Genomic DNA, 19,567 nt, shown 5'->3' with positions numbered 1-19,567 from the left:
GTTATGCGGCAATTTGATTACCTGAAGGCGTCGATTAAGCAGAAGAACTGTACTCTGCAGCAGGTGGCAGATGCCAGTGGCATGACCAAAGGCTATCTCAGCCAGTTGTTAAACGACAAAATCAAAAGTCCGAGTGCCCAGAAACTGGAGGCCCTGCACCGCTACCTTGGCCTGGAGTTTCCACGGCGTGAGAAAAAGGTCGGCGTGGTGTTTGGTAAATTTTACCCCCTGCACACCGGCCACATTTACCTGATCCAGCGTGCTTGCAGCCAGGTAGATGAGCTGCATGTGATCCTGTGTCACGACGAGCCCCGCGACAGGGAGCTGTTCGAGAACAGTTCGATGTCTCAACAGCCGACGGTCAGCGATCGTCTGCGCTGGCTGCTGCAAACCTTCAAGTACCAGAAAAACATCCATATTCATTCCTTCGACGAACAGGGCATCGAACCCTATCCACACGGCTGGAACGTCTGGAGCGATGGGGTGAAGGCTTTCCTGGAACAGAAAGCCATAGTGCCGACCTTTATCTATTCCAGTGAAGCGCAGGATGCCCCGCGTTACCGTGAACATCTGGCGATTGAAACCGTTCTGATTGATCCCGAACGTTCATTTATGAATATCAGCGGCCGCCAGATCCGTCAGGATCCGTTCCTTTATTGGGATTATATTCCGACTGAAGTGAAGCCGTTCTTTGTTCGGACCGTGGCGATCCTCGGCGGTGAGTCGAGCGGCAAATCGACGCTGGTGAATAAGCTGGCGAACATCTTTAACACCACCAGTGCCTGGGAATATGGCCGCGACTATGTGTTCTCGCACCTCGGTGGGGATGAGATGGCGCTCCAGTATTCCGACTACGACAAGATTGCCCTCGGGCAGGCACAGTACGTCGACTTCGCGGTGAAGTACGCCAACAAAGTGGCCTTTATCGACACCGACTTCGTCACTACTCAGGCCTTCTGCAAAAAGTACGAAGGGCGCGAACACCCCTTTGTGCAGGCGCTGATCGACGAGTACCGGTTTGATCTGGTGATCCTGCTGGAAAACAACACCCCCTGGGTGGCGGATGGCCTGCGCAGCCTGGGTAACCCCAAGGATCGCAAAGTGTTCCAGCATTTGCTGGAAGAGATGCTGCGGGCCAATAACATCGAGTACGTACACGTGGAGTCCAGCGACTATGACGAACGCTTCCTGCGCTGCGTTGAGCTGGTTAAACAACTGCTGGCGGCTGATGCCAGTCGGCTGCTCGGTGTTGCGGCGGTATAAGCCATCGGGGCGCAGCGTGCTGCGCCCCGTCTGTCATCAGTAAACAATCACCAGTTTGCCCTGCATATGCCCGTCGAGCAGTTTTTGATGCGCGGCGGTCAGGGTATCGACCGTCAACCCCTGCAAGGTTTCGCTCAGGGTGGTACTCAGCTTTCCTTCATCCAGCATTTGCGCCACTTGCTTGAGGATCTCACCCTGTTGGGCGATGTCCGGCGTGGTGAACATGCTGCGAGTAAACATCAACTCCCAATGCAAAGCGGCACTTTTCAACTTCAGCGCATTTTGGTCCAACGGCTGTGCATTTTCGACGATGGTACAGATATGGCCCATTGGCGCAATTAGATCGGAAATCGCTTTCCAGTGGCCGTCGGTGTCGTTCAGGCAAAGAATATAATCCACATTCTCAATGCCCTGCTGTGCCAGATTGGCTTTAAGATCGCGGTAGTCTACCACCAGGTCGGCACCGCGCTCCCGGCACCAGGCCGCTGACTCTGGGCGCGAAGCAGTCGCAATCACCTTTACCTGACTGCGTTGTGCGGCAAAGGGGATCGCCAGCGAACCTACGCCACCGGCACCGCCGATAATCAACAGGGTTTTGCCGGGCGCGGCGTCCTGAATCTTCAGGTGTTCGAACAGCGCTTCCCAGGCGGTCAGGGCGGTCAGCGGCATGGCGGCGGCTTCAGCCCAGTTCAGACTTTGCGGCTTATGGGCGGTAATACGCGAGTCAATCAACTGATGGGTCGTGTTGCTGCCTGGACGGGTGATATCACCGGCATACCAGACCTCATCGCCGGGTTTGAAACCGCTGACGCTGCTGCCCACGTCGACCACGATACCGCTGGCATCCCAACCGAGAATCCGGGGCTGTTGCAGGCCACTTTTTTGCAGGCCGGCATGGACCTTGGTATCCACCGGGTTGACCGACACCGCTTTGACTTCAACCAATAAATCGTACTGGCCTGGGGTGGGTTTTTCCGGGTTGATTGCAATGAAGTTGGCGGGGTTTTTCGGGTCTACGGCAATGGCTTTAATCGGCATGACTGTGCTCCTTTCGAATGAATACCCTCAGTGTAGACCTGTTGGCAGTTGATGATAAGATGGACAATAACTAACTAAGTGTTCGCTTGAGGTGAACAATGAGGTTTAAACAGCTACAAGATATGGCGTTGTTTGCGCTGGTGGCCGAATGTGGCAGTTATACTGCCGCTGCCAAACGGGCTGCCTTGCCAAAGTCCAGCGTCAGCCAGCGCATTAGTCAGTTGGAACAGACGCTGGGCCTGCGGCTGCTGAACCGCACCACCCGTCAGCTCAATCTGACCTTTGCCGGCGAACGCTATCTGGAGCACTGCCAGGAAATGCTGTCCGCCGCCGAACGGGCCGATCTGGCGCTGCAACGCCTGCGTGATAACCCCAGTGGGCGCTTGCGCATCTCGACCCCCGCCGGGTTGGGGGCGACCTTGCTGGCGCGGCTGGCGGCGGATTTCCAGCGGCAATATCCGGACGTCTCGCTGGAGGTATCGGTATCTGATGCCATGGTAGATATGGTACAGGAGGGATTTGATGCCGCGTTGCGAACCGGTAAGCCTCAGGATTCTTCACTGATTGGCCGACGTTTGGGGCATGCGCCACGTTATTTGCTGGCTTCAACGGCCTATCTGGCAGAGTATCCACCGATCCTGCATCCGCAACAGCTGCAACAGCATCGCTGTATTGCGCACCGTTCCTGGCCTGCCTGGAACCTGCGCCGGGGCGATGAGTATTTCCGTTGGCAGCTGCCGATGCGGCATGTTACCGATAATCTGCTGTACGCGCGGGAATGTGCGATTGCTGGGGCAGGGATAACCCTCTTGCCGGCATTTCTTAGCCGCGAGGTGGTGGCGCAAAAACAACTGGTAGAGGTGCTGCCGGAATGGCAGGCGGAAGGCAATGAGCTGTATCTGGTTTATCCAAGCCGCAAGCTGAATTCACCGGCGCTGGCCTGTTTTATCGACGTGGTATTGCAACACCCGGTGTTTGACGATTATGCCCGCGAGCTGGCGTGGGAATAAAAAAAGCGCCGCAGGCGGCGCTTTCCGGGATTACTTGGCGATTCGCTTGTACTTGATACGGTGTGGCTCAAGCGCTTCGGCGCCCAGCGTCCGTTTCTTGTACTCTTCGTATTCGGTAAAGTTACCTTCGAAGAATTCCACATTGCCTTCATCCTGATAGTCCAGAATGTGGGTGGCGATGCGGTCAAGGAACCAACGGTCGTGCGAGATGACCATCGCACAGCCTGGGAATTCCAACAGGGCGTTTTCCAACGCACGCAGGGTTTCGATATCCAGGTCGTTGGTCGGTTCATCGAGCAGCAATACGTTGCCGCCAACCTGCAACAGCTTGGCCAGATGCAGACGGCCACGCTCACCACCGGACAATTCGCCGACGCGTTTGCCCTGATCGACACCCTTGAAGTTGAAGCGACCGACGTAGGCACGGCTTGGCATTTCGGTGTTGCCGATACGCATGATGTCCTGGCCGCCGGAAACTTCTTCCCAAACGGTTTTGGCGTTATCCATGCTGTCGCGGAACTGATCGACCGAGGCCAGTTTGACGGTGTCACCCAACACGATGCTGCCGGAATCAGGTTGCTCCTGGCCGGACATCATGCGGAACAGTGTGGATTTACCGGCGCCGTTCGGGCCGATAATGCCAACAATGGCGCCTTTCGGTACTGCAAAGGTCAGGTCATCAATCAGCACACGGTCGCCGTAAGACTTGCGCAGGTTACTGACTTCAACCACTTTGTCGCCCAGGCGTGCGCCAGGTGGGATAAACAGTTCGTTGGTTTCGTTACGCTTTTGGTATTCGGTGCTGTTGAGCTCTTCAAAGCGAGCCAGACGGGCCTTGCCTTTGGACTGACGGCCTTTGGCACCCTGACGAACCCACTCCAGCTCTTTCTCGATGGATTTGCGACGTGCGGCTTCGGAAGAGGCTTCCTGCGCCAGACGAGCGTCTTTTTGTTCCAGCCAGGAAGAGTAGTTGCCTTCCCATGGGATACCTTCGCCACGGTCCAGCTCGAGGATCCAGCCAGCCACGTTGTCGAGGAAGTAACGGTCGTGGGTAATGGCCACTACGGTGCCTTCGAAGTCATGCAGGAAGCGTTCCAGCCAGGCCACGGATTCGGCATCCAGGTGGTTGGTCGGTTCGTCCAGCAGCAGCATGTCCGGTTTTTCCAGCAGCAGGCGGCACAGGGCGACACGGCGACGTTCACCACCGGAAAGGTTGGCGATTTTCGCGTCCCATTCCGGCAGGCGCAGCGCATCGGCGGCACGCTCCAGCTGGGTGTTCAGGTTGTGGCCATCGTGGGCCTGAATGATCTCTTCCAGGCGGCCTTGCTCAGCGGCCAGCTTGTCGAAATCGGCACCTTCTTCGGCGTACAGGGCGTACACTTCATCAAGGCGTTTCAGCGCACCGACCACTTCTGCCAGTGCTTCTTCGACCGACTCACGGACGGTATGTTCGAGGTTCAGCTGCGGTTCCTGTGGCAGGTAACCGATCTTAATCCCTTGTTGTGGGCGAGCTTCACCTTCGATATCGGTATCGATGCCGGCCATGATGCGTAACAGGGTGGATTTACCCGAGCCGTTCAGACCCAGCACACCAATTTTGGCGCCAGGGAAGAAGCTCAGCGAGATGTTTTTCAGGATGTGACGCTTCGGCGGAACCACTTTGCCGACGCGATGCATGGTATAGACGTATTGAGCCACGGTGCCTCTGCCTCTCTATATCAGTTTTTATACCCGTCATACTTGAAGTTGCCTCTGTGTTGGCTGCGTTCACTTACCCGAATTACTTACCACAGTAAGCTCATCGGGATATGCTCCCTTGCCGCCTTGATGCAACTCCAATTATTTAGGGTATATAGGATGTCTGGCTGCGGAGTGTAGCCCGTTTCGAAAGCGGATCCCAGACATCACACAGCGATCGTCAAGTATAACCCTTTATGCGCCGGTGAAGGCGCATATTGGTTGCTTAAGGGGTGACGACTATCGCGACGCGGCGGTTTTCCGCCCGGCCGCTGGAGGTGCGGTTATCGGCCACCGGATCGCGTTTACCCATGCCGCGGGTTTCGATGTTGGCACGTGGAATGCCTACGCTGGCGAGCAGATCGGCCACTGCATTGGCGCGACGCAGAGAGAGCTGATCGTTATAGCTGTCTTCACCGTAATTATCCGTATGACCATCCAAACGGAACTGCGTGATGCCGACGCTCATCAACGCGCGGCCCATTTTTTGTACCGTGTCGGTACTTTCCGGGTTCAGCTTGCCGATGTTATTACCAAACAGCACCTTGTCGGACAGGCCAAACTCCCAGCCGTTATCGGTCAGCTTGAACCCTTGCGACTGCAACAGGGCAATTTGCTCGGGCGTCAGGCCCTGAGGTTTGCTCTGGCAGCCGGCGAGGGCCAGCAGGGCGATAAACATCATCGCCAGCAGTGAAAAACGGTTTTTTAGTGTTTGCTGTATCATAATCAAAATCCCTAGTTTTATTTTTTAGCCGGGGCTTTATTTTTGTATTGCCAGCCGCCAGCCTCCGTTATAACGATGCTTTGCCTGGTACATCGCATCGTCAGCTTCGTGCAAGAGCCCCTGAGGCGTTACCGCATGCTCGGGGTAAAGTGCAATACCGATACTCAGAGAGGAAATCACCGCCTCATCGTTCGGTAAAATCACCGGTTGGGTCATGCAGTCGATAATGTTATCGGCAATCTGCAGGACATCTTCCGTAGTGTGGACCGGCGCCAACAATACGGCGAACTCATCACCTCCCAAACGTGCCACCAGATCGCTTTCACGCAGCTGCGCGCGAATGCGCCCGGCAATGGTTGTCAACACCACATCGCCTGCGGCGTGGCCGTAACTGTCGTTAACTTCCTTGAAGCGGTCACCGTCGATAAACAGCACCGCCAGTTTTTCGGTGGGTTTAATGTCCCCCAGCGCACGGCTCAGACGGCCCTCAAAGAAGGCGCGGTTCGGCAAGCCGGTCAGGCTGTCGTGGGTGGCCCGGTGAGTCAGTGAGTCATTTTCCTGTTTCAGGTGTGCCTGCCAGGCTTCCAGTTCGTCGAGCAGGCCATTAAAGTCGATGCTCAGCTCATGCAGTTCGGCAATCGGTGCCGATGGCACCCGCAGGCCAAAGGCGCGATCGCGACGTACCGCATGCGCCACATTGGCGATGTCATCCAGAGAACGGACAATGCCCACCAGCATGCGGCGGGAGAGCACCAGCGCACACAGGGTACTGAGCACCAGACAGGCGATCATGCCAATCATGCCGCGCAACAGAAAGCGCAGCAGGCTGCCGCCGTGGCCAAGCAGCCAAACTTTACCGACCTCTTTGCCTTCATGAGTAATCGGCAGGATCACCGGCTCCGGCAGCGCCCAGTGGGCCACGATTTGTTCCATACCGTGTAGTGGGCCATCTTTGGGGTGACGCCAGGTGGCGAGCACTTTGCCGCTGTTATTCAGAATTCTTGCTTCCGAGACCTCCTCTTTGGAGGCGATCAATACCAGCGCCTCACGTGCGGCGGTGCGGTCTTCAAACACCACGGCAGCTTCGACGGTATAGCTGATGGAGCGCGCAATCAGATGCAGGTTATGGTCGGCATAAGCGCGCAGCGCAAACAGCGCGACCAGGGTCAGGAAAATTCCGGCGGTGCCGACGGCAATCAACGCCAACCCAAGATGCACTCGTTGCAGCACCCGGCCCAGCGTCGGGCGTGATTGCCCCGATCGGTTCTTGCGCAACCACTTCATAGCGGCGGCCCCGGTTTGCGTGCCAGCTGCAGCACGTTGGGGTGAACGCGTACGCCGCTGCGTGCCAGTGCATCAAGGTTCACCTTAAAGCTGGCCTCATCCCCTTCGAACTGCAGGCAAAATGCGTTGCCGGCAGAACACTCAGCATCGTTCTCGCTGATGCTGAGAATCGAATGGCCGCTAATGCGCTGGATGAAATTCTGTTTCTGCCCGGCATTGATATTGCCTAAATAAATCACGTCACAGCCGCTGCTCAGTAAGGGGCTGTCGAAAGCGATGCGCTCGGCTTTTATTGGCCTGGGCGCGCTAAGCAGGATGGGATCGAACAGTCCGTCGGCATATTGTGTCGGCGCCGTCACGCACAGCCGGATAGGGTTGGGCCCACTAGGCCAGCGGGCATAGCTGATGATGCCGACCACCACTGTGGTGACGGCATGGGTGCGATTTTTATGAAGATCGCCAGTCTCCGGGCGGGCCAAACCGGGAAATGCCAACAGGGCGAGCAGAACCAACGATAACAGACGGCCGTACTTCAGACGTGCGGACAGGAAACTCGTGAATGAGTTTTTTGCGCAGGTCACTAACAACGCGGCATTTTTTGCCATCTTCATCTGCCATTCCTGCCCACGTCCGCAGTACTGTTGCGGCAACATAACGATGAGAAGCCTAACCCGGTCGAAGGGATAATTGTCTTGCTGAAAACTGTCAATCGCACTGCCTGATGAACACTATCTAACCCATAATTGGCGCGGATTGTATTATAAGATATCCCTGTTGCGCGCTTTATGTGCCATTTTCTCGGAATTATCTTAGCCTTTTTTAATAGTATAAAAACGACCACCGGGGTTTGCCAGGCGTTTTCTGCAAAGTTGGCGCGCCAGGCCTGGATTCTGGCGGTTTGCGCAACGTTTCTGCCCATCGTTTTGAGTGCGAAATACTGCGACGGCTAATAATTTCAAATGGCTTGGTTTTATATTGGCGGTGGGGACTAATAATCGCGGATCCGACCGGTTTTTAGCATTAGCCCCAGGATGAAATGATTAAAACGGCAAAAATTGCCGCCAGCTTTAATTGATTTGTCAGCGAGGGTAAACCTTTTTTACCTGAAGCCCATCGTGGCGATAAACTTCTTCTACAGTAGTGAATGGATAAGCGATCCTGCTGTCTATGATAGACGGCTGAGCGGGTTGCTCAGCGCCCCTCTTTTTGCTCTGGCGTGCCGGATAGATGTTATCCACGACAGGGCGAGTAAAACTCGGAGAGCCGGGTTCACCGATCCGTTGGCTGCTGGCGTAGCGCGGCAACGGGGTGAAGCGGCTCTGGCAACACCATCAGCATTAGCGAGGAAAGAGTCAGTATGGTCAAGGTAGACAAGTGGCGGTTTTTGGCTGTGGGCCTGTGCCTGACGGCATTTTCAAGCGCCGCATTGGCGGATTCCCTGGACGCTCAGCGTCAGCGTTACCTGCAGATCAAGCAGGCGTGGGACAGCAATCAGATGGACGTGGTGGCGCAACTGATGCCGACGCTGCGTGATTACCCGCTTTACCCTTATCTGGAATACCGTGAGCTGACGCAAGATCTCAGCCAGGCCGGATTCTCTGAGGTTAACGACTTTATCAAGCAGCACCCGACGCTGCCGCCGGCCAAGTCGCTGGCCCCGCGTTTTGTTAATGAACTGGCGCGACGCGAAGACTGGCGTACTCTGCTGGCCTTCAGCCCGCAGGCGCCGAAACCTATTGCTGCGCGTTGCAATTACTACTATGCCAAATGGGCCACTGGCGATCAGACCGCGGCCTGGAGCGGCGTTGACGACATCTGGATGAGCGGTAAATCGCTGCCGGCGGCCTGTGACAAGCTGTTCAGCGTCTGGCAGGGGGCGGGTAAACAAACCCCGTCGGCTATTCTGGAGCGCATGAAGCTGGCGTTGAAGGAGGGCAACAGTGGCCTGGTAAACAGTCTCTATCGCCAATTGCCGTCAGATTATCAGACCATGGGTGATGCCCTGGTACGCCTGCAAAACGATCCCGCGACGGTCGAGTCTTTTGCCCGCAGCGTGGGGCCGACCGACTTTACCCGTGCAGCGACCGGTATCGCCTTCGAACGCCTGGCGCGTCAGGATGCGGAAAACGCCCGGGCGATGATCCCGACCCTCGCCCGGCTGCAGAAAATGAGCGACAGCGAGCGGCTGGGGCTGGAGGAAGCGGTGGCATGGCGCCTGATGGGCAGCGATGCGACCTTTGAACAGACTCAGTGGCGCGACAAGGTGATCCTGCGTAGTCAGTCACCGGCACTGCTGGAGCGACGCGTGCGTATGGCACTGGGGGCTGGCGATCGCCAGGGTGTGGCAACCTGGCTGGCGCGTTTACCGACGGAGTCGCGTAATAAGGATGAATGGCGTTACTGGCGTGCGAGCATGTTACTGGACGAAGGCAAACGCAGCGAAGGAGAAGAGATCCTGCGTCGGCTGATGACCGAACGTGGCTTCTACCCGATGGTAGCGGCACAGAAACTGAATACGCCTTACCCGGTGATGGTGGCGGTAGCGGCAAAACCTCGCGCTTCATTGGTGGACGGGCCGGAAATTGCCCGGGTGCGCGAGTTGATGTACTGGAATATGGATAACCTGGCGCGCAGCGAGTGGACGTCCTTCGTGGCCAGTCGCAGCCGCCCGGAACAGGAAGCGCTGGCGCGTTATGCCTTCGAGCAGAAATGGGCCGATCTCAGCGTGCAGGCGACTATCGTCGGCAAAATGTGGGATCACCTTGAAGAACGTTTCCCGGTAGCCTGGCCGCAAGAGTTCCGCGCGGCGACCGATGACAAGGGGATAACGCCGAGTTATGCCATGGCGATTGCTCGTCAGGAGAGCGCCTGGAATCCGAAAGCGCAGTCACCGGTAGGGGCCAGCGGCCTGATGCAGGTCATGCCACGTACCGCGCAGCATACCGTGCAGATGTACAATATTCCCGGTTACACAAGCCCCAGCCAACTGCTTGATCCGCGGGTTAATATTATTATCGGCACCAGCTACCTCGAGTATGTTTACCAGCAGTTCGGCCGCAACCGGATCCTGTCATCGGCGGCTTACAATGCCGGCCCATCTCGGGTGAATACCTGGTTGGGCAACAGTGAAGGACGGGTGGATGCCGTGGCATTTGTCGAAAGCATCCCGTTCTCGGAAACCCGTTCTTACGTGAAGAACGTGTTGGCTTACGACGCATTTTATCGCTATCTCATGCATCGGCCGGCTAAAGTGCTGACCGACGCCGAGTGGCAGAGGCGTTATTGATTTTGACGTCGCTATGGTATGCTGCTGTACTAGTTAAATAGTATGGTGGCTTGCCATGACGCAATTATCGCTTAACGACCCGGCTCTTTCAGAACAAGGTAATGAGGATTGGCTGCGCTTTGTTGCGCTGCTGCAGAATTCGTTTGCCCAGGATCTGCATCAGCCGCTGATGCAGCTGTTGTTGACGCCGGACGAACGTACGGCTTTAGGCACAAGGGTACGGATTATCCAGGAATTGATGCGCGGTGAGATGAGCCAGCGTGAGCTGAAGAACGAACTGGGGGCGGGAATTGCCACCATCACTCGCGGTTCGAACAGCCTGAAGGCCGCGACGCCGGCGTTGAAGCAGTGGCTGGAGCAGCAATTGCTGGGCGAGGCACCGTAGCGCCGCGCCCGGCGGGGCTTATTTTTGCGGCGCGTTGTGGTCCTGGTAGATCGGGTTGTGGAAAGGGACCAGTGCCAGCAGCAGAGCCTGATGGTAAACGCTGGTGCGGCTCAAGCGCCCATCGGTAAAGATGCCAATAGCGCCACCCTGGCGTTTCACTTCGGCATTGCCGGTGATGAGTGCCATTTCACTGCCCAATTCGCGGCCGGCGCGAATTCCCTGTAAAATCGTCTCCGGCAGCATCAGGCTGGCTGAGCGCGATTCGCCGCGGGTCTGCGGGTTTTCCACCGTCATCCAGGCGAAAGTCATATTCTCTTCGATTCCTGCCTCCACGCCGACCCAAAAGTCGGCTTCTGGGCGTACCTGCCGTGCTTCCATAACACGCTGGCGTGCACCGGTGCGGGTTTCGAGATTACCTATGGGTTGCAGTGAAACGCCACTGGCGACGTCGACCGATTCAATGCGGCATTGGTCCTGGCCAAAAGTGTCCTCAAAGGCCAGTTGAATAGCCTTGATCTTTGCCGGGTTGGTAGTTGCAGCGACAACATGATACATAACGGGTTTGGCATCCTTAAGCTAAGAGCCTATTCAATACGTCAGACGCTTGCGCAAGCGGCATTTGACGACGATAAACTCAGGTTTCACGCAGTATAACGGAAAAGCAAAATGTTACAGGTATACCTCGTTCGCCACGGCGAAACGGAATGGAATGCGGCTCGCCGTATCCAGGGTCAGTCCGACAGCCCGTTAACCGCCCACGGTGAACATCAGGCTCATCTTGTTGCCCAACGCGTCAGCAAGCTCGGCATCACGCACGTGATTACCAGCGATTTGGGGCGTACCCGCCGCACCGCGCAAATCATCGCAGAAGCTTGCGGTTGCGAGGTCATAAACGATCCACGTTTGCGTGAGCTGCATATGGGGGTGCTGGAAGAGCGCTTAATCGACAGCCTGACGCCACAGGAAGAACAGTGGCGCAAACAGATGGTCGATGGTACTGCCGATGGCCGTATCCCTCAAGGTGAGTCAATGAGCGAGTTGGGCGATCGGATGCGCGAGGCACTGGAAAGTTGCCTGATGTTGCCCGAGGGCAGCAAACCGCTGATTGTCAGCCATGGTATCGCTTTAGGCTGTCTGATCAGTACCGTGCTCGGGCTACCGGCCTATGCCGAGCGCCGCCTGCGTTTACGCAACTGTTCACTGTCACGAGTCGATCATCAGCAGAGCCCATGGTTGGCTTCTGGCTGGATTGTCGAAACGGCGGGCGATGTCACGCATCTGGACATGCCCGCACTGGACGAACTGCAGCGTTAACGGCGGATCGGGATCAAATAGTCGCAGTTGATCTCGGTCGGCGGTTGGGGTGGCCGACGGTCACCCTTGGGATAAAAGCGCTCAATGTCGTGCCCTTTGCGGCGCGTGAGTTTGAGTGCCGGCAGGCAAGTGCCGTACAGCGTCAGAATAAAGTCCTGCAGGCCAGAGGTCGGGCCTTCATAACTGAACATCGCATACTCGCCACCTTGCAGCGTCAGCGGCTGCCCAGCCTGAATTTCCTTCGGTACGTGATGCGGTTCCAGCGCCGTGGTATACAACACTTCCTGCTCGTCGTCCTTTTCCTGGCTTGGACGCGAATGGTGCAGACCGTACAGCACCGGCGGCAGCGTCTCAGCTTCACCCAGGTATTGGCGCCAGAACTGTGAACGCAGCTCGGTACGGAAGTTCGAAATTTGCTCCAGCGTGCACGAATAGCTTTGCGTCAGGCCAATCAAATGCTGTTCCGGCAACGTGACAAACTCGGGCTGCGGCAGGGTAAAGGCGCCCAGGCGGATTGGCGGACAGATGCCGAATGAGTTCCAGTCTTCGGCACGGCGATACAACGCCGGCGTTTGCGCAAACTGTTTTTTAAATGCGCGCGTAAATGTCTGCTGCGAGTCGAAGCGATACTGTAAGGCGATATCCAAAATAGGGCGGCTGGTTAAACGCAGCGCCACTGCTGCCTTGGATAATCTCCTTGCCCGGATATAAGCGCCGATGGCGTTACCGGTAATATCTTTGAACATCCGTTGTAGATGCCATTTTGAGTAACCCGCTTTCGCCGCCACGTTGTCCAGCGACAAGGGCTGGTCCAAATGGCTTTCCAGCCAGCTAAGCAGATCACGAATGATACCGGCTTGATCCATAGATCTTCCTCGTAGAGCTTTAGGGTCGGGACCCGAACTGTTTATTCGTCACGCTGGTGCTTGCGCTATCAGACCGATCCATGAGCCATTTTGCGTAGCACTCTTTGCCTCTCGCTGCGGGTTGCGCGGGAGTTGGACAGGGGCACACCTTAAAGGGCGCAAAGAAATAACGACGCCGCATAATAGCAATTTTTTTCCTCCGAGACTCTCAAAGATTTTTTTCACGCTCTGTGCTAAAAAGACGGGTGCGGACCAGAAAGATCCTTTTTCTGTGACCTAAAACATAAACAATATTGATTGCCGGTACCCATTTTTAGGATTTAGCCTATTGGAGTTAAGTGAATGAAAAAAGGATGGTTATTTTTGTTTTGTTTAGTTTGCGCAACGGTAAATAATGCGCAGGCAGAACAAGTTGGGTCGGTTGATACGGTATTTAAACTCTTTGGTCCGGACCATAAAATTGTGGTGGAAGCGTTCGACGATCCTGATGTTAAAAATGTAACTTGTTATATCAGTCGGGCAAAAACCGGTGGCATCAAAGGTGGGTTGGGATTAGCGGAAGATACTGCGGATGCCGCCATTTCTTGCCAGCAGGTTGGGCCGATTGAGCTGAACGATAAAATCAAAAATGGTAAGGCGGAAGGGACGGTAGTGTTCCAGAAGCGAACGTCGCTGGTGTTCAAGAAACTGCAGGTGGTGCGTTTCTACGATGCTACCCGCAATGCATTGATTTATCTGAGTTATTCAGACCGTGTGGTGGATGGTTCACCGAAGAATGCACTGAGCGCTGTGCCGATCATCCCCTGGGGTGAGGCAAAATAAGATTTGGGGTTCTGCGGAACCCCAAATATGTTAACGCGGGAGGAGCTTTACTCTTCCAGATCGCCGCAGAAACGGTAACCTTCACCGTGAATAGTCGCGATGATTTCCGGCGTGTCCGGCGTTGATTCGAAGTGCTTGCGGATGCGACGGATAGTCACGTCCACGGTGCGGTCATGCGGCTTCAGCTCACGGCCGGTCATCTTCTTCAGCAGTTCGCCACGGGATTGGATCTTGCCCGGGTTTTCACAGAAGTGCAGCATGGCGCGGAATTCACTGCGTGGCAGTTTGTATTGCTCGCCCGCAGGGCTGATCAGTGAGCGGCTGTTGATGTCCAGCTCCCAACCGTTGAATTTATAGCTTTCAACCAGGCGACGTTCTTCGCCGACGCTGCCCAGGTTCATGGTGCGTGACAGCAGATTACGTGCGCGAATGGTCAATTCACGCGGATTGAATGGCTTGGTGATGTAATCATCGGCGCCGATTTCCAGGCCGAGGATCTTGTCAACTTCGTTATCACGGCCGGTCAGGAACATCAGCGCAACGCTGGCCTGTTCGCGCAATTCGCGTGCCAGCAGCAGGCCATTTTTGCCTGGCAGATTGATGTCCATGATAACCAGATTGATATCATTTTCAGACAGGATGTTGTGCATCTCTGCACCATCATTGGCTTCATGAACAACGTAGCCTTCCGCCTCGAAAATGCTCTTCAGGGTGTTACGAGTGACTAACTCGTCTTCGACAATCAGAATGTGCGGGGTCTGCATATATGCTACCTAAAATTGCCAACAAAATAGAAAATAGGAAGTACAGAAGTCTTTGTTTTCATAGCGGAGGGCAGAGATTAGCGCTCACGTTCCCTTCTACCCAATGACTAAAGTACGTAAACTCGTTCTTGATGCACTTTCCATCCCATGTCAACAAGATCGCTAGCTTGGTTGGGGCGCTATTCCTTACAACCCCAAAGGTGCCAAAACGGTGCATATCCTAACCGTATTAACAGCAATATAACAGTGCGCACCGAATTCATCACCCAACAAAACTAAGGTTTGTTGACATATATCAAATTCAATTGTAGCACGTTAACAGTTTTGTGAAAAACACTTACAGAAATGCCAGCTTAAGTCACAGAAGCCTAAATTCTGTGTACGATTCAGCATTGTAGCGCCTAATGAGGTAGAATTATTAGCTTATTGATAAAGGGCTTCTTTTAACGCTTTGATTAATAAGCGCAGTAAAACATAAGCAGTAATAATATGTATTACGCGCAATTTATCGGGGCAATAACCCATTTAGCCCTGTCTACCCTCAATTTCGGGATTATTGTTGCGCAGATGTAAATATAATCAGACTATCCCAAACAGTCAAAAATACGCGATATCTCATTTAGTGGAGTATTGATGCAGCTTCATATTGTTTTAGTGGCTCCGGCGCGGCCGGAAAACGTCGGCGCTGCGGCGCGGGCAATGAAAACCATGGGTTTCACTTCGTTGCGCATTGTCGACAGCGAAGCGCACCTGCAGCCGGCGGCTCGCTGGGTGGCTCATGGGGCGGGGGATATCCTCGACGGCGTGCAGACTTTCGCCACTCTCGAGCAGGCGCTGGCGGACGTGGATTTCACCGTTGCGACCACCGCTCGCAGTCGAGCGCGTTTCCATTATTACTGTACGCCGCAGCAACTGTTGGGTCAGTTGAGTGAGCGTAGTCAGTGGGTAGGGCAGGCAGCGTTGGTGTTTGGCCGTGAAGATTCCGGCCTGACCAACGAAGAGCTGGAGTTGGCCGATTTGCTGACCGGTGTGCCGATGCAGGCAGATTACCCGTCGTTGAATCTCGGCCAGGCGGTGATGGTGTATTGCTATCAATTGTCGGAGCTGATGAAGGTCGGCGCACCGCAGGAGCCGGTGGCTAATGAAGGCCAGCTTAAAGCACTGCGTCAGCGTGCCGATGGTCTGCTGGGGGCATTGGGTGTGGGCGACGATCAAAAGTTGCGCGATTGGCTGCACCAGCGGCTTGGCACTTTGCAGCAGCGAGATACGGCAATGTTGCATACTTTGCTGCACGACATCGAAAAAAAACTGACAAAGTGATACCCGCAAACATGGCTAATTAGGCAGTGTGATCCACTGCAATACTGCCGACTGTCTGTCTTTTTATCCTGTCATTTGGCTTTTCGACTGTCGCATTGCCCAGTTGCACTGCTGGGTAATAAATGAGCAAAAACAAGAAATAATTTGACTTGGGATAGCGATTGCTTTAACCAATAGAGGGGACAGAGTATTTAATGAGACAGACAGAAAAAATGCGAAATATCAGCCTGAACACAACAATTATTACCACCACCGATACCACAGGTAACGGGGCGGGCTGACGCGTACAGGAAACAAAAGAAAAAAGCCCGCACCTAACCAGTGCGGGCTTTTTTTTCGGCTTAAATTCGGGAGAGACAAGAAATGCGAGTGCTGAAATTTGGCGGAACCTCGGTAGCGAATGCAGAACGTTTTCTGCGCGTCGCCGACATCATGGAAAGTAACGCACGTCAGGGACAGGTGGCCACGGTCTTGTCCGCTCCGGCTAAAATCACCAACCACCTGGTGGCGATGATTGATAAAACGGTAGCGGGGCAGGACATTCTGCCAAATATGAGCGATGCAGAACGCATCTTTGCCGACCTGCTGAGTGGCCTGGCACAGGCGTTGCCCGGCTTTGAATACGATCGTCTCAAGACGCTGGTGGACCAGGAGTTTTCCCAACTAAAACAGGTACTTCACGGCGTTGCGCTGCTGGGGCAATGCCCGGACAGCGTGAATGCGGCGATCATCTGCCGCGGTGAGAAGCTCTCGATCGCCATCATGGAAGGGGTATTTCGCGCCAAAGGCTTCCCGGTTACGGTGATAAACCCAGTGGAGAAACTGCTGGCGCAGGGGCATTACCTGGAGTCCACGGTAGACATTGCCGAATCCACACTGCGTATCGCCGCAGCAGCGATCCCGGCAGATCACATTGTGCTGATGGCCGGATTCACCGCCGGTAACGACAAAGGGGAGCTGGTGGTGCTGGGCCGTAACGGTTCCGACTACTCTGCTGCGGTACTGGCTGCCTGCTTGCGCGCCGACTGTTGTGAGATATGGACCGACGTCGACGGCGTTTATACCTGCGATCCTCGCACCGTGCCAGACGCCAGGTTGCTGAAATCGATGTCGTATCAGGAAGCTATGGAGCTTTCCTATTTCGGCGCCAGCGTACTTCACCCCCGTACTATCGCTCCCATTGCCCAGTTCCAAATCCCTTGCCTGATCAAAAATACCGCCAACCCGCAGGCCCCTGGCACCCTGATTGGCGGCGAAAATCTGGATACCGATACGCCGGTAAAGGGCATCACCAATCTCAATAACATGGCGATGATCAACGTCTCCGGGCCAGGGATGAAGGGCATGGTCGGCATGGCGGCGCGCGTGTTTGCCGTGATGTCCCGTGCCGGTATCTCGGTGGTGTTGATCACCCAGTCCTCTTCCGAATACAGCATCAGCTTCTGCGTACCGCAGAGTGAACTGCAGCGTGCCCGACGCGCGCTGGAAGACGAATTCTATCTTGAATTGAAAGATGGCCTGCTGGAGCCGCTGGACGTGATGGAGCAGTTGGCGATTATCTCGGTCGTCGGCGATGGCATGCGTACCCTGCGCGGTATTTCGGCCAGCTTCTTCTCCGCCCTGGCGCGCGCCAATATCAACATTGTCGCTATTGCCCAGGGGTCTTCCGAACGTTCCATCTCGGTGGTGGTCAGCAACGACTCCGCGACCACCGGGGTTCGCGTCTGCCACCAGATGCTGTTTAACACCGATCAGGTGATTGAAGTGTTTGTTATCGGCGTTGGCGGCGTCGGCGGCGCGTTGATCGAACAGATCTACCGTCAGCAGCCGTGGCTGAAGCAAAAGCATATCGACCTGCGGGTGTGCGGCATTGCCAATTCACGCGCCATGTTGACCAACATACACGGTATCGCGCTGGATAGTTGGCGTGATGAACTGGCCGGTGCGCAGGAGCCATTCAACCTTGGCCGTCTGATCCGCCTGGTGAAAGAGTATCACCTGCTGAACCCAGTGATTGTCGATTGCACCTCCAGCCAGGCGGTGGCCGATCAATACGCCGATTTCCTGGCCGATGGTTTCCACGTGGTGACGCCGAACAAAAAGGCCAACACTTCGTCGATGAACTACTACCAACAACTGCGTACCGCCGCTGCCGGTTCGCGTCGCAAGTTCCTGTACGACACCAACGTCGGTGCGGGGTTGCCGGTGATCGAAAACCTGCAAAACCTGCTGAACGCCGGTGACGAGCTGACGCGCTTTTCTGGCATTCTGTCCGGTTCACTGTCGTTTATTTTCGGTAAACTTGATGAGGGCATGTCGTTGTCGGCAGCGACCCTGGAGGCCAAAGCCAAGGGCTATACCGAGCCGGATCCGCGTGACGACCTTTCCGGAATGGACGTGGCGCGCAAGCTGCTGATCCTGGCGCGTGAGGCGGGTTACAAACTGGAGTTGGCTGATATCGAGGTTGAGTCGGTGCTACCACCTTCCTTTGACGCTTCCGGTGACGTGGAAACCTTTATGGCACGCCTGCCGGAACTGGATAAAGAGTACGCTCGCAACGTGGCCAATGCCACCGAGCAGGGTAAGGTGTTGCGCTATGTTGGGGTGATCGAAAACGGCCGCTGCCAGGTGCGTATAGATGCGGTAGACGGCAACGATCCGTTGTATAAAGTGAAGAACGGCGAGAACGCCTTGGCTTTCTACAGCCGCTACTATCAGCCATTGCCGCTGGTGCTGCGCGGCTACGGTGCCGGTAACGATGTGACCGCCGCAGGGGTATTTGCCGACCTGTTGCGCACACTGTCATGGAAGTTGGGAGTTTAATATGGTTAAGGTGTATGCGCCGGCCTCAATTGGTAACGTCAGCGTCGGTTTCGACGTTCTGGGCGCAGCGGTGTCGCCGATTGACGGTACCTTGCTGGGCGACTGCGTCAGTGTAGAGGCCGCCGAAACGTTCAGTTTGCAAAATGCCGGTCGCTTCGTCAGCAAGCTGCCGGACGATCCGAAAGAGAACATCGTTTACCAATGTTGGGAACGTTTCTGCCAGGAAATCGGTCGGCAGATCCCGGTGGCGATGCGACTCGAGAAAAATATGCCGATCGGTTCAGGGCTGGGATCCAGCGCCTGCTCGGTGGTCGCCGGGCTGATGGCGATGAATGAGTTCTGCAACCGCCCGCTGGATAAAATGACGCTGTTGGGCCTGATGGGCGAGTTGGAAGGCCGCATCTCCGGCAGCGTGCATTACGATAACGTAGCGCCTTGCTACCTCGGCGGCCTGCAGTTGATGTTGGAAGAAGAAGGCTTCATCAGCCAGGAAGTGCCATGCTTTAAAGACTGGCTGTGGGTGATGGCCTATCCGGGCATCAAGGTATCCACCGCCGAAGCGCGTGCAATCCTGCCCGCGCAGTATCGTCGTCAGGACTGTATCAGCCACGGCCGCTATCTGGCGGGCTTTATCCATGCCTGCCATACCCAACAACCACGCCTGGCCGCCAAGCTGATGCAGGACGTGATTGCCGAGCCGTACCGTACCCGCCTGTTGCCCGGCTTTGCCGACGCACGCAAAGCCGCTCAGGATATCGGTGCTTTGGCTTGCGGTATTTCCGGTTCCGGCCCGACGCTGTTCGCCGTTTGTGATGACGGCGCAACGGCGCAACGCATGGCCGACTGGCTGACTAATCACTATCTGCAAAACGACGAAGGTTTTGTTCATATTTGCCGCCTGGATACCGCAGGCGCACGACTACTGGGATAA

18 protein-coding genes and 1 other annotated feature are annotated in these 19,567 nt (G+C 55.5%); of the genes, 10 read left to right on the top strand and 8 right to left on the bottom strand.

Translation table 11 applies throughout. From position 1 onward, the window contains the following. The first annotated feature begins 3 nt into the window (after positions 1-3). Positions 4-1,263, top strand: a complete 1,260-nt coding sequence (gene nadR, locus OCH02_RS14105; protein WP_261431762.1) for a multifunctional transcriptional regulator/nicotinamide-nucleotide adenylyltransferase/ribosylnicotinamide kinase NadR — start codon at positions 4-6, stop codon at positions 1,261-1,263. 36 nt (positions 1,264-1,299) lie between these two features. On the opposite strand, the gene OCH02_RS14100 is transcribed toward nadR, so the two are convergent. Beyond that, on the bottom strand, positions 1,300-2,301 hold the full coding sequence (locus tag OCH02_RS14100) for a zinc-binding alcohol dehydrogenase family protein (protein WP_261431761.1): 1,002 nt from the start codon (positions 2,299-2,301) through the stop codon (positions 1,300-1,302). Positions 2,302-2,399: 98 nt separating this feature from the next. On the opposite strand from OCH02_RS14100, the gene OCH02_RS14095 reads away from it, so the two are divergent. Further along, a complete protein-coding gene (locus OCH02_RS14095; protein WP_261431760.1) occupies positions 2,400-3,311 on the top strand; it encodes a LysR family transcriptional regulator in 912 nt (303 codons plus the stop codon). Positions 3,312-3,341: 30 nt separating this feature from the next. Here OCH02_RS14095 and ettA read toward each other — a convergent pair whose 3' ends face one another. The 4 genes from ettA to OCH02_RS14075 all read right to left on the bottom strand — a co-directional run bounded on the left by ettA (position 3,342) and on the right by OCH02_RS14075 (position 7,667). Next, a complete protein-coding gene (gene ettA / locus OCH02_RS14090; RefSeq protein WP_261431759.1) occupies positions 3,342-5,009 on the bottom strand; it encodes an energy-dependent translational throttle protein EttA in 1,668 nt (555 codons plus the stop codon). 265 nt (positions 5,010-5,274) lie between these two features. Beyond that, positions 5,275-5,772, bottom strand: a complete 498-nt coding sequence (locus tag OCH02_RS14085; protein ID WP_017891551.1) for an OmpA family protein — start codon at positions 5,770-5,772, stop codon at positions 5,275-5,277. A 36-nt stretch (positions 5,773-5,808) separates the two neighbouring features. Next, entirely contained in the window at positions 5,809-7,056 is a 1,248-nt protein-coding gene (locus tag OCH02_RS14080; RefSeq protein WP_261431758.1) for a diguanylate cyclase domain-containing protein, read from the bottom strand. Further along, complete coding sequence (locus OCH02_RS14075) at positions 7,053-7,667, bottom strand: YfiR family protein (RefSeq protein ID WP_261431757.1); 615 nt, start codon at positions 7,665-7,667, stop codon at positions 7,053-7,055. The genes OCH02_RS14080 and OCH02_RS14075 overlap by 4 nt, the downstream gene beginning before the upstream one ends. A gap of 746 nt (positions 7,668-8,413) precedes the next feature. Here OCH02_RS14075 and sltY point away from each other — a divergent pair. Next, complete coding sequence (gene sltY / locus OCH02_RS14070) at positions 8,414-10,342, top strand: murein transglycosylase (protein WP_261431756.1); 1,929 nt, start codon at positions 8,414-8,416, stop codon at positions 10,340-10,342. A 55-nt stretch (positions 10,343-10,397) separates the two neighbouring features. Beyond that, entirely contained in the window at positions 10,398-10,727 is a 330-nt protein-coding gene (gene trpR / locus OCH02_RS14065) for a trp operon repressor (protein WP_153858096.1), read from the top strand. Between the two features lie 18 nt (positions 10,728-10,745). On the opposite strand, the gene yjjX is transcribed toward trpR, so the two are convergent. Next, a complete protein-coding gene (yjjX, locus tag OCH02_RS14060) occupies positions 10,746-11,282 on the bottom strand; it encodes an inosine/xanthosine triphosphatase (RefSeq protein WP_261431755.1) in 537 nt (178 codons plus the stop codon). Positions 11,283-11,393: 111 nt separating this feature from the next. Between yjjX and gpmB the strand changes: the two genes are divergently transcribed. Further along, entirely contained in the window at positions 11,394-12,041 is a 648-nt protein-coding gene (gene gpmB / locus OCH02_RS14055; RefSeq protein ID WP_261431754.1) for a 2,3-diphosphoglycerate-dependent phosphoglycerate mutase GpmB, read from the top strand. Here the strand turns inward: gpmB and robA are convergent. After that, the gene (gene robA / locus OCH02_RS14050) at positions 12,038-12,907 is read right to left on the bottom strand and encodes an MDR efflux pump AcrAB transcriptional activator RobA (protein WP_261431753.1); all 870 of its coding nucleotides are present in this window, start codon (positions 12,905-12,907) and stop codon (positions 12,038-12,040) included. The genes gpmB and robA overlap by 4 nt on opposite strands. A 342-nt stretch (positions 12,908-13,249) precedes the next feature. Between robA and creA the strand changes: the two genes are divergently transcribed. Continuing rightward, positions 13,250-13,729 (top strand): protein CreA, encoded by a 480-nt coding sequence (gene creA, locus OCH02_RS14045; RefSeq protein WP_261431752.1) that lies wholly within the window; start codon positions 13,250-13,252, stop codon positions 13,727-13,729. A 47-nt stretch (positions 13,730-13,776) separates the two neighbouring features. On the opposite strand, the gene arcA is transcribed toward creA, so the two are convergent. Further along, entirely contained in the window at positions 13,777-14,493 is a 717-nt protein-coding gene (gene arcA, locus OCH02_RS14040; RefSeq protein ID WP_004949989.1) for a two-component system response regulator ArcA, read from the bottom strand. Positions 14,494-15,126: 633 nt separating this feature from the next. Between arcA and OCH02_RS14035 the strand changes: the two genes are divergently transcribed. From OCH02_RS14035 to thrB, 4 genes are all read left to right on the top strand, one after another. Beyond that, positions 15,127-15,813 carry a tRNA/rRNA methyltransferase gene (locus tag OCH02_RS14035; protein WP_261431751.1) on the top strand — a complete coding sequence of 229 codons (687 nt, stop codon included), beginning with the start codon at positions 15,127-15,129 and terminating at the stop codon, positions 15,811-15,813. A 194-nt stretch (positions 15,814-16,007) separates the two neighbouring features. Further along, the gene (thrL, locus tag OCH02_RS14030) at positions 16,008-16,094 is read left to right on the top strand and encodes a thr operon leader peptide (protein WP_073963430.1); all 87 of its coding nucleotides are present in this window, start codon (positions 16,008-16,010) and stop codon (positions 16,092-16,094) included. After that, positions 16,033-16,151 (top strand) — a sequence feature (Thr leader region). It overlaps the preceding gene by 62 nt. Positions 16,152-16,176: 25 nt before the next feature. After that, entirely contained in the window at positions 16,177-18,636 is a 2,460-nt protein-coding gene (thrA, locus tag OCH02_RS14025) for a bifunctional aspartate kinase/homoserine dehydrogenase I (RefSeq protein WP_261431750.1), read from the top strand. 1 nt (position 18,637) lies between these two features. Then, positions 18,638-19,567, top strand: coding sequence for a homoserine kinase (gene thrB / locus OCH02_RS14020; RefSeq protein ID WP_004949998.1), 930 nt, complete (start codon positions 18,638-18,640; stop codon positions 19,565-19,567).

The sequence above is a fragment of the Serratia quinivorans genome, from assembly GCF_946227985.1.
Lineage (GTDB): Bacteria > Pseudomonadota > Gammaproteobacteria > Enterobacterales > Enterobacteriaceae > Serratia > Serratia quinivorans_A.
This window is presented reverse-complemented; position numbering and strand designations above follow the sequence as displayed.

What these genes read in the sequence shown, in the direction of transcription:
- thrL (WP_073963430.1), top strand. Translation starts at nt 16,008, where the DNA reads ATGAGACAGACAGAAAAAATGCGAAATATCAGCCTGAACACAACAATT.
- OCH02_RS14100 (WP_261431761.1), bottom strand. Translation starts at nt 2,301, where the DNA reads ATGCCGATTAAAGCCATTGCCGTAGACCCGAAAAACCCCGCCAACTTC.
- yjjX (WP_261431755.1), bottom strand. Translation starts at nt 11,282, where the DNA reads ATGTATCATGTTGTCGCTGCAACTACCAACCCGGCAAAGATCAAGGCT.
- sltY (WP_261431756.1), top strand. Translation starts at nt 8,414, where the DNA reads ATGGTCAAGGTAGACAAGTGGCGGTTTTTGGCTGTGGGCCTGTGCCTG.
- OCH02_RS14075 (WP_261431757.1), bottom strand. Translation starts at nt 7,667, where the DNA reads ATGAAGATGGCAAAAAATGCCGCGTTGTTAGTGACCTGCGCAAAAAAC.
- gpmB (WP_261431754.1), top strand. Translation starts at nt 11,394, where the DNA reads ATGTTACAGGTATACCTCGTTCGCCACGGCGAAACGGAATGGAATGCG.
- OCH02_RS14080 (WP_261431758.1), bottom strand. Translation starts at nt 7,056, where the DNA reads ATGAAGTGGTTGCGCAAGAACCGATCGGGGCAATCACGCCCGACGCTG.
- arcA (WP_004949989.1), bottom strand. Translation starts at nt 14,493, where the DNA reads ATGCAGACCCCGCACATTCTGATTGTCGAAGACGAGTTAGTCACTCGT.
- thrB (WP_004949998.1), top strand. Translation starts at nt 18,638, where the DNA reads ATGGTTAAGGTGTATGCGCCGGCCTCAATTGGTAACGTCAGCGTCGGT.
- OCH02_RS14035 (WP_261431751.1), top strand. Translation starts at nt 15,127, where the DNA reads ATGCAGCTTCATATTGTTTTAGTGGCTCCGGCGCGGCCGGAAAACGTC.
- trpR (WP_153858096.1), top strand. Translation starts at nt 10,398, where the DNA reads ATGACGCAATTATCGCTTAACGACCCGGCTCTTTCAGAACAAGGTAAT.
- creA (WP_261431752.1), top strand. Translation starts at nt 13,250, where the DNA reads ATGAAAAAAGGATGGTTATTTTTGTTTTGTTTAGTTTGCGCAACGGTA.
- thrA (WP_261431750.1), top strand. Translation starts at nt 16,177, where the DNA reads ATGCGAGTGCTGAAATTTGGCGGAACCTCGGTAGCGAATGCAGAACGT.
- OCH02_RS14095 (WP_261431760.1), top strand. Translation starts at nt 2,400, where the DNA reads ATGAGGTTTAAACAGCTACAAGATATGGCGTTGTTTGCGCTGGTGGCC.
- robA (WP_261431753.1), bottom strand. Translation starts at nt 12,907, where the DNA reads ATGGATCAAGCCGGTATCATTCGTGATCTGCTTAGCTGGCTGGAAAGC.
- nadR (WP_261431762.1), top strand. Translation starts at nt 4, where the DNA reads ATGCGGCAATTTGATTACCTGAAGGCGTCGATTAAGCAGAAGAACTGT.
- OCH02_RS14085 (WP_017891551.1), bottom strand. Translation starts at nt 5,772, where the DNA reads ATGATACAGCAAACACTAAAAAACCGTTTTTCACTGCTGGCGATGATG.